Source organism: Flavobacterium esculini (assembly GCF_048284325.1).
Classification (GTDB): domain Bacteria; phylum Bacteroidota; class Bacteroidia; order Flavobacteriales; family Flavobacteriaceae; genus Flavobacterium.
Genome location: NZ_JBLVPI010000020.1, coordinates 23,905 through 37,188 on the forward strand (window position 1 = coordinate 23,905; position 13,284 = coordinate 37,188).

Sequence of the window (13,284 nt, forward strand, 5' to 3'; positions counted from 1 at the left end):
TTGCTATACATTTTTAGCAATTACCGCATAGAATTCTTCTGGTATGAATGGTTTGGTTACAACATCATTCATACCAAACGATAAAAGCATCTCCCGATTTTCATGTAATGAGATAGCAGTGAGTGCAATTATAGGTGTTTTAGTATCAAATTTTCTAATTTCTTCTGTAGCAATAGTTCCGTTGATTCCTGGTAAATGGACATCCATAAGAATTAAATCAAATTTGTTGTTTTTTACTATTTCTATGGCCTCTTCACCATTATCAATAATCTCACATAAAATTCCTTTCTTAAGAAGCATTTTTTCGGTAATCATTTGATTAATTTTATTGTCTTCCACTAAAAGTATTTTTTTGTTTTTTAGGGAAGAGTCCTTGTATGGTTTTGGTTTTTCTTCGATGGTTACTAATTGTAACCCTAATTTAAATTGTAATTCGAATGAAAAAGAAGAGCCTTTTCCTACTACACTATTTAAATTTATCTTTCCTCCCAGAATTTTAATCAATTTTTTTACGATTGTTAAGCCTAAACCAGTTCCACCATATTTACGATTGATTTCTATCGAGCCTTGTGAAAAACTATCAAAAACACTTTGCAATTTGTCTGCCGGAATTCCAATTCCGGTATCAGTTACTTCAAAATATAAAGTTGCTTTTTTATCTTCCAAAGAATGAAGTTTTGCAATTACGGTAACACTACCATTTTTTGTGAATTTAAAGGCATTATTAATCAGATTCATCATTATCTGAGATAATTTAGTTGGGTCACCAATCAAATAATCAGGAATGGAAGAGTCAATTTCGAGATTAAATTTGTTGTTGTTTACACTAGCTAATTCTTTTAAAGAGTTCTGAATGTCTTCTAATAATTGTTTCAAATTAAAGTTGATATATTCTATTTCTAATTTATTAGAATCAATTTTATTAATTTCCAGAATTTCATTTATAAACTTTGTCAGATAATCTCCTGAAAATTTTAATGAATTCAGATAGTTCATCTGAGATTTTTTCGGCTTTTCGTCCAATAATAAATGGGCAATTCCATTGATGGCATTTAATGGTGTTCGAAGTTCATGGCTCACGGTCGATAAAAATTCGGATCGGGCATTGGAGGCTCTTTCTGCTTTCTCTTTTGCGATTTCCAATTCTTTATTTTTTTCTTTCAGCATTAGATTGGACTGCGTTCTAATAATATTATTTTTATACAAAGACAAGCTTAATAAGGTTAATATTGAAATTAATGCTATTGCCAAAAAACTGATTAACTTAGAAAATTTGCTGTTTTTTTGTTGTTGTTTATTCTCTATATCTATCTGTGCGAGTTCTTTTAAACGTTGGGTTTCTTTGAATTTATCATAATCATCGATTCCCAGTCTTTCATTATTTAAAATAGAAATACTTTCTTTTAGATTAAGATGCTGTTTCAAATAGGAATAGGCATTGTTTTTATCTAATATTTTTTCATATACTGAGCTTAATGCCAGTAGAATATTAGATTTTTGTTCTATATTTTCATTTAGTGCTAATGCTTTATTTAGATAATTTAACGCTAAGTTGTATCTGTTTTTTGTAGCTTCAATAACTCCTATTTGATACAGCGCTTCCGCTTTAGAATTTAATATTTCTGGACTGTCAGGTTTTGCAATAATAGTTTTAAAAATTGTCGATGCTAAATCAGAATTTCCTTTTGACTTGCTTATAATCCCTCTTTGAAGTGTTAGTATTTCGGCAGTATCAGTGATTTTCAATTCATCAAAAATTGATTGCGTTTGATTAAAACAAATTTTAGCATCAGCAAAATTTGCTTTTTCGGCATAGCATAGCCCCAGATAATAGTAAGAATAGGCGTATGTGGCTGCGGGATTTAATTTTTTATATAACGTAATGCTTTTGTGAAATTTTTCAATGGCATCAGTATACTTTTTTAAATCAAAATAAATTTTACCTAAGATATAGGTTTGGTTTGCCTGAACCGCTGTATTTCGAATATCCTTAGAATAGTTTATTGCTTTTTGTGTGTAAAAAAGAGCATTTTTGTACTTGTTATTTAGGATGTTTGATTTGCTTAAATTGCTGTAATATGAAATGCTGTCTGTTTTCTCATTGGTTTGAGAATACAGAACCGAATTTAAAAAAAAGATAAAAATGAAAAGGTATTTCATTTATAACTAAATTTTTATTGTTAATTTTTTTTACTTTCTATTAAAAGAATTAAATCAATAATTCTAGATGAGTATCCTATTTCATTATCATACCAACCTACTACTTTCACCATTTTATCTATTACTGAGGTGAGTTGTGCATCAAAAAGACAAGAATTTCTATTTCCGATAATGTCTACCGAAACGATAGGATCTTCTGTATAATCAAGAACCCCTTTTAAGTTGGTTTGTGCTGCAATTTTAAAAGCAGCATTTATTTCATTTATGGTCACAGCACGTTTCACATTGAATGTGATATCCGTTAAAGAACCATCCGGAACCGGGACTCTAATGCCACATCCGCCAATTTTCCCTTGCAATTTAGTGAAAATTTTTGTTAATGCCTTAGCTGCACCAGTAGTTGTAGGAACAATTGATTGACTTGCTCCTCTAGCTCTGCGTAAATCCTTATGTGGTTGATCGTGTAAACTTTGATCTGTTGTGTACGAGTGTATAGTAGTAATATAGGCTTGCTCAATGCCGCAAAGTTCGTCAATTACTTTCATCATTGGCGCTGCATTATTCGTTGTGCAACTGGCGTTGGATATTATGGTTTCAGTGCCGTCAAGAATATTCTCGTTCACACCCAGAACAACCGTTTTTATAGTGTCTACTTCCGAGGGCGCGGAAAGTATTACTTTCTTGGCACCAGCCAAAATATGAGCGTTTATTTCTTCAAAAGTGCGGTACTTGCCAGTCGACTCGATTACGTAATCGATGTCTAAAGTTTTCCAATCCAGATTTGGAATGCTTTTTTCGTGAAAGAATAAAAAATGTTTTCCATCAACAGAAAAACCTTTTTCATCAGGACTTACGGAAAATGGTAAAACACCGTGAATACTGTCGTATTTCACTAAATGTGCCATAGTTTTCGTATCAGCAATATCATTTATGGCAATGACTTCAATTGTAGGATGGTTTAAAAGCAAGCGAAATAAATTCCGACCAATTCTTCCAAAACCATTAATGGCAATTCTTGTTTTCAAATGGCTTCGTTGTTCGTTTATTTGGTTAACCGATTAACGGATTAAACAAATGAACTTTTTATAAAATATGTTTTTGTGCTTTGTAAGATGAACGAACTAATGGTCCGCTTTCTACATGACGAAACCCTAATTCCAAGCCAAATTTCTCATATATTGCAAACTGATCCGGCGTTATGAATTCCTTTACCGGCAAGTGTTTTTTACTGGGTTGTAAGTATTGGCCTATGGTTACAATATCAACATTTGCCTCGCGTAAATCTCGCATCGTTTGAAAAACTTCTTCTTCTTTTTCACCTAGGCCAAGCATAATTCCAGACTTTGTTCTATTGATTCCTTTTTCTTTCAAGTAACGCAATACTTCCAGACTTCGGTCATATTTAGCTTGAATACGGACTTCACGAGTCAATCTGCGAACGGTTTCCACATTATGCGAAACTACTTCAGGATTCGCTTCCACGATTCGGTCAATATTTCTTTCGATACCTTGAAAATCAGGAATTAAAGTTTCTAATGTCGTGTTTGGGTTCATTCTGCGAATGGCTTTTACGGTTTCAATCCAAATAATTGATCCGCCATCTTTCAAATCATCCCGGTCAACGCTGGTAATTACAGCATGTTTGATGTTCATTATTTTGATGGAACGCGCCACTTTTTCCGGCTCATCCCAATCCACAGTTTCTGGTCTTCCAGTTTTCACACCACAAAAACCGCAAGAACGCGTACATACATTTCCTAAAATCATGAATGTAGCGGTCCCTTCACCCCAGCATTCGCCCATATTAGGGCAACTTCCCGAGGTACAAATCGTGTTCAAACTATATTTGTCTACTAAGCCACGAAGCTCTGTATATTTTTGGCCAATTGGGAGTTTTACCTTCAACCATTTCGGTTTTCCTATAGGTAAAGTATTTTCTAAAACAGTTTCCATATATCAATATTCAAAGCACAAAGATAAGGAATGTAGTTTATTTGTGGATTCGTTTATTTGTTTATTTGAAAGAAGAGAAATTGAAGCAGTTGGAGCACAATATTTACGTGTTTTTAAGATAGGATTGTCTCGCTTTTCTTTGTGAATCTGCAATTAAAAGGCAGAGGCGGAACTTTAATCAGGATTGAAAAGGACTGTGGATGTTTTAAGATAAATAGTAAAAAATAAGGACAGTATTAAAGAAAAGCTTCATTAATTTGAAGCTTTTCTGTTTTAAATAACTAATCCATTTGTACCGTAATGGGAAGAGTATAGGCAGTTCGAACCGGTTTTGAACCAATCATTCCCGGAGACCATTTCGTTTTTAAGGATTTCAATACTCTGATGGCTTCTTTTCCTAAACCATAACCAGGATCTCTTTTTACTTGAATGTCAGTCATGCTCCCGTCTTTTTCTATCACAAAAGTTACATAAACTTTCATCGTGCTGCCGCTGTCAATATCTGGTTTTTCAAAATTATTTCCTACATAAGTATAGAACTTATTGATTCCTCCCGGGAATTCAGGCAGTTTGTCCAGACTTGCACTGGCAACAATTGTATTTCCGGGATCAACAGGAGTATCAGTTCCCGTTCCAGAGGAAGAAGTTGGATTTATGCCAACAGTTGCCGTTCCATCTGTAATGCTGTTTGTTGTACTTGTGTTTTCGGTGTTTTTAGCAATATCTTGATTTGCCTGTTGTGCCTGTACAATTACAGGATTCACAAGTTGGTTACTTTGAATTGGTGTTTCTGTATTTTGTTTTTTTACTTCTGGAAGAACTGGTTTCTTTATTTCTTTAATTTGATTGGGTATAATATCGGTTACGTTGACTATGGTATTTGTGAATTCAGGTATCGTTATCTTATTTTCAGAATTAAAATAACTCAGAATCACAGGAATACTCAAAGCAGAAGTTAAAAGTAATATTCCCATGAAAAGTGCCATCACTGAAGTTTTGGTACTTTCTTGGCGCAACTGATAGGCTCCATATTCTTTGTTTTTGTATTGAAAAACAAGGTCAATCCAGCTGGTTTCGTAAATGCTTAATTTTGACATAATTTATGGATTTAAAGGTTAAGTATCAGTTAAATCATAAGCAAGTGTTGTTTTTATTAACAACGTAAATAACAGGAAATTTAGTATGTAAAGTGTGGATTATTTTTTTAGTTTAATTGTTTAACCGTTTATTCGATTAACGATGTCTTAAATATCGATTTAACGAATAATCAAATAGACGAATAAACCCCCATAAAAAACTATCTTTTATTCTGAATGATTTCCGCCAGAAGTTTTTTGGCGCGAAGCAATTTAATTTTGACATTGCTCAATGGTTCGTCAATTTTGTTGGCAATTTCTTGGTAACTCATTTCCTGAAAATAGCGTAATTGGATGACTTCTTGGTAATGTGGTTTTAATTCTTTGATGAATTGTAATAATTGCGAAAGGTTTTGTTCCGTAATTAATTCATCTTCTGCCGATGGAGTAGTGTCGGCAATGTTGTAGGCTTGTTGGTCTTCTTCATCAGTAATTTCGACAAAAAGACTCGATTTCTTTTTTCGCAATAAATCGATGTGTACATTTTTTGCAATAGCGATAAGCCACGTATTAAACTGAAATTCGGAGTTGTAAGTCGCTATTTTGTCAAAAGCTTTTGAGAAAGTTTCGATTGTAATATCTTCTGCATTGGTTTCGTTTTCAGTACGCTTCAGCATAAAGCCATACACTTCGTTCCAATAATAATCCAATAGAAAAGTAAAGGCAACCTGATCGCCTTGCTTTGCTTTTTCTATTTGTTTGTTTATTTCCAATGTACCGGTTTTGAGAATATATTGGTTATAAAGATATTGATTTGTGTCAATATAAGTACTATCTCCACTATAGGGAACCATACTTTAATGTCATTTTCTTTTAATTTTCCTGCAGAAAATCCAACAACAATCCACGCAACCAAATATCGTACTGCAATTAAACTCAAGACGAGTATCCATTGAAATTGAAATGATAATAAGATAATAGGCACAATGATAAATAATAATTGCGAACAATAAAAAGCTCCTAATTGTAATTTATCTAAAGGTTTATAATAATTTGCCGTAGCTACGTGTCTTCTTTTTTGGGTAAACCAGTCTTTAAATGTTGTTTTTGGTTTAGAGAGCGTAAAACTTTCTGGTGTGTAAGCAATAGTCGTGTTTTTTGCATTTGCCGCCTGATTGACAAACAAATCATCATCACCTGAACGAATTTGCATATGCTCTATAAAGCCATTTACATTAAAAAAAGTTTCTTTTTTGTAGGCTAAATTTCGCCCAACGCCCATATAAGGATGTCCTATTTTTGCCCAAGAAAAATACTGAATTGCAGTAAGCAAAGTTTCAAAGCGAATTATTTTATTCAGAAATGAATTAGGGATTTTTTCATATTTACCATAACCCAAAACAATTGTCTTTTGCATCGTAAATTGGGAGCTCATTGCCAGCATCCAATCTTTTGAAGTTGGGTAACAATCTGCATCAGTGAATAGTAAATATTCTTTTTTGGCTGCTTTAATACCTAATGTCAATGCATATTTTTTGTTGCCCCAAAAAGCTTCGTTGTTCTTCACTTTTACCAAACGGACATTAGAATATTGCTTTTCAAATTCTTCAAAAACAGCCAAAGTGTTATCACTTGAAGCATCGTCAATCAAGACAATTTCAAAATCAGGATAGTTTTGTTCAGCAAGTAACGGGATGTAATTTGCTACATTTTCTTCTTCGTTTTTGGCACAAACAATAACCGATATTGGGATTCTTTTTGCCGTTATCTTTTGTGCTTTGGCGAAAGCAAATTTTCCAAAAACACCCAGATAATACGAAATTTGAACAACAACAATAAAAATAAAAAAGTAAAGAATTAGTATAAGCATCTGAGTTTAATGAGTTTTTAATCCCCGATCCCGTCCCGAGGCTTCGGGATCGGGACGGGAAAGTGCAAAGGTATGAATAGATTGTGAATTGATAAGTACAATGTGTGAATTTCGAAATAATTTATCGAGGGCATTTCTTCATTTCATTTGCAACAGCAATCCCTTGGACATCTTCTGTCTTTTCTAATTCGGAAATGATGTTTTGATAATTTTTATCATCTCGGTTTTGCGATAATTTTCTCGTGGCTTGGATTTCTGTAATTTCGATTTCAAATGCTACGATACCTCGGGTTTGCATCATGGTTTTCTTAGATAAATCTGCTACACGAACTGGGTTTTTAGAATTCTGTTCGTATTTATCAACCAATTTTTTTAGGGATTCTATTACTGCTTCTCCTTCGATGATTTTAATTTTTCCGTAAACATGAATAGCAATATAGTTCCATGTTGGCACATTTTCATGATCGTACCAAGAAGAAGAAATATAAGAATGTGGTCCGGAGAAAACGGCTAAAATTTGGTCGTTAGCAGTAAAACCTTTCCATTGGGGGTTTTCTTTAGAAATATGGCCACATAAAATTTGATTTCCATCTTTATTAGTATCCAGTTCTAATGGAATATGTGTTGCGCACAATTTTCCATCCGTTTGATTGATTAGAATACCAAAGCTGTTCTCTTGAAGAAATTTTTTGATTTCTTCTCGATTCTCGTTTTTATAAATATCTGGAATAAACATCTTTAATTTAAGAATTAGGATTTTTGAAATACTATTTTGTATTGACTATCTGAAATCAATCTATATTCCGATTTCTACTAGAACTAAACACTGCGACTGAATACTTAAACCTATATCACATTTACCTCGGCTTCAATATGAATGCCAAATGTTTTAAAAATCGTTTCCTGAATATCTTTTGAAACATTCAAAATTTCCTGTCCGGTCGCATTACCATAATTCACTAGAACCAAAGCTTGGTTTTTATGGATTCCGGCATCCCCAAAACGTTTTCCTTTGAAACCTGCTTGCTCAATTAGCCATCCAGCAGGAACTTTTACTTCGGTTTCAGAAACGTCATAATATTTCATTTCTGGAAATTGCTGGTGGATTTTCTCAAAATCAGATTTTAATACGATAGGATTTTTAAAAAAACTACCACTGTTTCCTAGTTCTTTTGGATCCGGTAATTTGCTTTGTCGGATGGCAATTACGGCATTACTGACGTCTTTTAAAGTAGGATTGGTGATGTTATTTTTTTCTAATTCTGACGTAATATCACCGTAAGAAGTATTGATTTTATGATTGCGTTTTGTCAATTTAAAAACAACCGAAGTAATGATATATTGGTCTTTTGCTTCATTTTTAAAAACACTTTCTCGGTATCCAAAATGACATTCGTCTTTAGTAAAAGTTTTAATTTCCTGATTTTCTCTGGTCATCGCCTCACAGGAAATGAAAGTGTCTTTAATCTCAGCACCATAAGCGCCAATATTTTGTACTGGAGTGGTTCCCACATTTCCAGGAATTAGCGACATGTTTTCTAAACCGCCAAAATTTTGGTCTATGGTCCACAGTACAAATTCATGCCAACTTTCACCAGCCTGACTTTCTACCCAAACAAAATCATCATTTTCTTCAATAATTTTCTTGCCTTTCAAATCAATATGAATGACCAGCGCATCAATATCTTTTGTCAAAAGCATATTGCTTCCGCCACCTAAAATAAATTTATTTTGAGATTTATTTTCTTGTAAAATAGTTTTCAAATCTTCGCTTGAATGAACTGCAACGAACTGTTTTGCTTTGGCTTCAATGCCAAAAGTATTGTGTTTTTTTAAAGAGAAATTATGTAGTATTTCCATAAAAGAAAGTGCTTTTTGAATTGTTTTATCCCGCACCAAAAGTAAGAATTAAAATTTAGTTGCATACGTTTTCATCCAGATATGCATCATAAACAGCGGCATAATGTATGAAGTCATGCGGGTGTCTCCTTTTTGTAAATTCTGAACGAGTTTTTGGATGTTTATGTGTTCAAAATAAGGAATTTGAAATAAATCACTTTTAGAAAAAGATTCTAATTCTTCTTTAAAGGCAGGACTTTTTGTGATGTAATCCCCCCATGGAGCACTCAATCCTACTTTTCTGAATTTTAGAATTTCTTCAGGTAAGCGTTCTTGCATTGATGATTTCAGGATAAATTTCCACTTTTTTCCTGAAAACAACCATTTGTCTTCCAAAGAGCCTAACCCAACAATTAATCTTGGGTCCAAAAACGGCTCTCTACATTCAATGGAAGCACCCATTGTACAGCGATCGTTTCTGTCCAGAAGCGAACATAAATAAGTATGTTGGTCAAAATAGAGTGCTTGTCGGCGTAAATTGTCCGGATATAGAGATTTTGCTTCTTTGTAAATTTGTCTCCTATATTCGTTTTTAGGAGGTGAGTTAATTCCAAAAGTTTCCGAAATATCATTGGGATAAATATTGGAACCGTTGTAAATAACTAAATCAGATTTTTTAATGATTTGGGCATAACGCGTTAACTTTTCGTAACGTGGTTTTTTTGTAAAAACATCTAAATTACTAATAGTGGCTATAGAATTCAATAATGATGGATATTGTAAGGCCTTGTATCGCACATAACCACCCATCAATTCATCAGCGCCTTCACCGGAAAGTAATACTTTTACTGACGGTTTTGCCATTTGTGAAACTGCAAGAAGATGTGGTTCGCTCAAATGCATAATAGGTTCGTCTTGAAAATAAGTAGAAGTTAATAGTTTATCAAAAAGGCTTTTATCTTCTAATTGCATCGTATGAAAACCGTAATCGAATTTATCTGCTACTATTTTAGCCAAATGCGCTTCATTATGTTCTTTCTCTTTGAAACCAATATTAAATGTTTCAATGTCTTTGTATTTTTGATGGTGCAAGGAAGCTAAAACGGAAGAAGAATCCAGTCCGCCACTCAATAAAACACCGACAGGAACGTCACTTACCATTCGTAGTTTTAGGGAATCATCAAAAGTTTCACGAAACCATTCCACCGGATTTTTTATTTCGGGTTGATTTTGAATTTCCTTTTTTAAATTCCACCATTTTTGGGTAGTGGTTTTTCCTCCTTCATGAATGGTCATGCTATGACCGGTTAATACTTTTTTTACATTTTGGTACAAAGTGTTTTCGCCGGCAACAAATCGGTTAAAAATATATTCTTCCAGCCCGTCTTGTGCCATTTTGAAAGGAACTCCAGCTGTGAAAAGTGCTTTTTGTTCGGATGCAAAATAAAAAGCCTCGTTGTAAAAAGAATAATATAGCGGCTTCACCCCCATTCTGTCACGAACAACAGTTAACTTTTTTTCTATTTTATCCCAAATAGCAAAAGCAAACATTCCGTTGAGACGATTGAGCATTTTTAAGCCATGCAATTGAAATAATTTCATCAAAATTTCGGTATCCGAAGTGGTTCTAATGTCAAATCCATTGCTTTTCAACTCGGGATAAAATTCTTTGAAATTGTAGATTTCGCCATTATAAACCAGCACATATCTTCCATCTTCTGACAGGAAAGGTTGGTGACCGGCTAAGGAAATGTCCAGAATTGAAAGTCTTCTGTGTCCAAGGCCAAGATTGTTTTCTATAAATAATCCTTTATCATCAGGGCCGCGATGTTCCAGCGAATCGCGCATCTTTGTCAGAATCCGTTCGTCAACTTTTTTTTGTAATTGTAAATGCAAGATTCCATTAATTCCACACATAGTTAGTTGGGGCTATTTGTGTTGATTAATTCGTGGTATTTGTTGGCAATAATTCTCATATTTATATTGTAATCTGCGTTTTGTTCTACAAACGTTCTGTTTTTTAAAACAGATTCGTTCCGATGTTTATTGTTTTCAAATGCCCAGATTAATTCTTCTGCCAGCATTTCGAAATCATCAACGGGAACTAATTGTCCATTTTCTCTATGTTTAATCCAACTTTGATTTCCTGCAATATCGGTTACAATTGGATAACAATTCGTAGCCATCGCTTCAAATAAAGAGGACGAAACCCCTTCAGTTATTGGCATACTAATATAAATATTAGATTGCTGCAATAGCTTTGGTAATGCTGTATTTGGAATTCTTCCGGTAAAGTTGACTTTGTTTTCAATACCTAAATCTTTTGCTAAATCTTTCAATTTTGAAAGTTGTGTTCCGTCACCTATAATTGTAAGTGTGAAATCCATTCCTTTTTGGTTTAAAAGGGCAAAGGATTTTAAAATAATATCATGACGGTATTCCGGCAATAAGGAACGAGTGACGATTGCACAAATTTTTTCGGGATTGGCATTGTTGGTATTACTAAATTTTTCCAAATCAATTCCCTTTGGTAAAACCAAAACTTTATTCATGTCGACATTGGCTTCAATCATAGAAATAGTCATCACTGGACCCCAAGCATGAATTAAATCTGCTTTTTTGAAAGCGTAATTTTGAATGAGTTTTTTAAAGGGTAATGAAATTGATTTTTCAGGCCATAAATCCGTTCTGCCTTGTTGCGCAATTGCAACAGGTTTTACACCAGATAATGCAGCCAGAAAGCCATAACTTGTGGTTCTCTCCGCAATTACCATATCCGGCTGTTGGGCTTTTATTATTTGCCTAATTTTAAAAATAGCTAATTCAAATTCGAAAATCCTTAAAATTCGGTTATGAATAGAATTACTGGGGGTTTTTAATTCCCAAGTAATAATTTCAAAATCACCAAATTTATTTAAGCCGTTCATCCAAGTGATGGCATCAGCTCTATAGGATTCTCCCAGAAAAAGTATTTTCTTTTTTTGCATCGGTATAAATTAGAATTACTCAGAAGTTAAAGCGCGATTTATAAAGTCATTCAGCGGTTTGAGGGTAATTAATTTTTTACTGATTGTAGTGACAAAATCTTTTTTTGTCACTGCTGAAATGTCAATTCTCTGAGAAGATTCGAAACTTTTTAATTTTAAAAAGTCAATGGCCGGATGGTCTTTCTCGTACCCTCGCGGTGGGTTTTTTAGGGTGTTTTTTTCATTTCGATCAAAATCCATAAACTCTTTTTTGAAATTTTTATTCTCAAGAATTGCTTCTAAATCATCATGGAAATAAGCAATTTCCATGCGCATTTTTTTTAAATCCGCTGCTTCGGGACAATACAATCCACCGGCAATGAAACTGGCTCCTTTTTCTAAATGAATATAATATCCAGAACGATTTATACCTTTTGCACCGGAAGAAAGCCAAACACCTAAGTGTGATTTATAAGGAGTTTTGTCCTTAGAAAACCGAATGTCACGATTGATTCTAAAAGTACAATTTTTTACTTCCAACATTTCCAGCGAAGGATCCATTGGTTTCATCACGTCAAGTAAATCAGCCACTAATTGCTGATACTCTTTCTTAACCCCTTCGTAGCGTTTTTTATTTTCCAAAAACCAATCTCTATTGTTGTTGGCCTTTAAATCATCCAGAAATTGTAGTGTATCTTTTGAAAGCATATAGAAACTATTGTAATTGTTTTTTTAAATCATCTTCGTTAATAAAACCAGAATGCTTCCACTTTACTGCTGCTTTTTCATACAATAATACCGTAGGAAGTTCACTGATTTTCAATTCAGCCATCAATGTTTTATTTTCATCGGCATTCAATCTAATGATGGTCACTTTATTTGCTAAATTTTTTTGCATTTGCAAAATATAGGGAGTCATTTTTTTGCAAGGAGCGCACCATTCGGCATAGAAATTAATCAATACTTTTTTATCTGAATTTAGTAATTCGGCATATTCCTGACTGCACATTCCAATGATTTTATCGCTTGGTTTCGATAATCCGGCTGCATTCCATTTTAGAATTCCTCCGTCTAATTGGTAAATTGTTGTGAAGCCTAATTCGCTTAATTTTTCAGCAGCTTTCTGACTTCTTCCTCCGCTTTTGCAATACACAAAAACTGGTCTTGATTTGTCGAATTTTTCTGCGTCAGAAACAAAAGTATTTTCAAGCCAATTTACATTTTTAGCATTGTCAATATAATCTGATGCAAATTCTTCAGGAGTTCTTACATCGAGAATTTGAGGATTTGGAGTCTCCTTTATTTTTTCTGCAAAAGCTTTGGCTTCAATAGTTTTTACGGTTTTTGTAGTTTGACCCTTGCAGGATAAAACTACGAAAGATAAGATTATGAGGTAAATAGAATGAAATTTCATTTTAAT

At 33.6% G+C, this 13,284-nt stretch carries 12 protein-coding genes; all 12 read right to left on the bottom strand.

Features of this window, described 5'->3' with window-relative positions; all coding sequences use genetic code 11:
* Positions 1-3: 3 nt before the first annotated feature.
* Positions 4-2,160 carry a tetratricopeptide repeat-containing hybrid sensor histidine kinase/response regulator gene (locus ACNQGG_RS15535; RefSeq protein ID WP_417965479.1) on the bottom strand — a complete coding sequence of 719 codons (2,157 nt, stop codon included), beginning with the start codon at positions 2,158-2,160 and terminating at the stop codon, positions 4-6.
* A gap of 20 nt (positions 2,161-2,180) precedes the next feature.
* The gene (gene gap / locus ACNQGG_RS15540) at positions 2,181-3,185 is read right to left on the bottom strand and encodes a type I glyceraldehyde-3-phosphate dehydrogenase (RefSeq protein ID WP_417965481.1); all 1,005 of its coding nucleotides are present in this window, start codon (positions 3,183-3,185) and stop codon (positions 2,181-2,183) included.
* Positions 3,186-3,243: 58 nt separating this feature from the next.
* Positions 3,244-4,113, bottom strand: a complete 870-nt coding sequence (gene lipA / locus ACNQGG_RS15545; protein ID WP_039110082.1) for a lipoyl synthase — start codon at positions 4,111-4,113, stop codon at positions 3,244-3,246.
* A 281-nt stretch (positions 4,114-4,394) separates the two neighbouring features.
* Positions 4,395-5,210 (bottom strand): energy transducer TonB, encoded by an 816-nt coding sequence (locus tag ACNQGG_RS15550; protein ID WP_417965483.1) that lies wholly within the window; start codon positions 5,208-5,210, stop codon positions 4,395-4,397.
* 200 nt (positions 5,211-5,410) lie between these two features.
* Entirely contained in the window at positions 5,411-5,962 is a 552-nt protein-coding gene (locus tag ACNQGG_RS15555) for an RNA polymerase sigma factor (RefSeq protein ID WP_073210103.1), read from the bottom strand.
* Positions 5,953-7,059, bottom strand: a complete 1,107-nt coding sequence (locus ACNQGG_RS15560; RefSeq protein WP_417965485.1) for a glycosyltransferase — start codon at positions 7,057-7,059, stop codon at positions 5,953-5,955. The genes ACNQGG_RS15555 and ACNQGG_RS15560 overlap by 10 nt, the downstream gene beginning before the upstream one ends.
* A 121-nt stretch (positions 7,060-7,180) precedes the next feature.
* Positions 7,181-7,795, bottom strand: a complete 615-nt coding sequence (locus tag ACNQGG_RS15565; RefSeq protein ID WP_417965487.1) for an FMN-binding negative transcriptional regulator — start codon at positions 7,793-7,795, stop codon at positions 7,181-7,183.
* 110 nt (positions 7,796-7,905) lie between these two features.
* A complete protein-coding gene (gene murB, locus ACNQGG_RS15570) occupies positions 7,906-8,940 on the bottom strand; it encodes a UDP-N-acetylmuramate dehydrogenase (protein ID WP_417965548.1) in 1,035 nt (344 codons plus the stop codon).
* Positions 8,941-8,967: 27 nt separating this feature from the next.
* Positions 8,968-10,815: an asparagine synthase (glutamine-hydrolyzing) gene (asnB, locus tag ACNQGG_RS15575; RefSeq protein ID WP_417965489.1), complete on the bottom strand. Its 1,848-nt coding sequence runs from the start codon at positions 10,813-10,815 to the stop codon at positions 8,968-8,970.
* Positions 10,816-10,817: 2 nt separating this feature from the next.
* Positions 10,818-11,885: a glycosyltransferase gene (locus ACNQGG_RS15580; protein WP_417965491.1), complete on the bottom strand. Its 1,068-nt coding sequence runs from the start codon at positions 11,883-11,885 to the stop codon at positions 10,818-10,820.
* A 15-nt stretch (positions 11,886-11,900) separates the two neighbouring features.
* Entirely contained in the window at positions 11,901-12,572 is a 672-nt protein-coding gene (locus tag ACNQGG_RS15585) for a DUF2461 domain-containing protein (protein ID WP_417965493.1), read from the bottom strand.
* 7 nt (positions 12,573-12,579) lie between these two features.
* Entirely contained in the window at positions 12,580-13,278 is a 699-nt protein-coding gene (locus tag ACNQGG_RS15590) for a thioredoxin domain-containing protein (RefSeq protein ID WP_417965495.1), read from the bottom strand.
* Between the last annotated feature and the right edge of the window lie 6 nt (positions 13,279-13,284).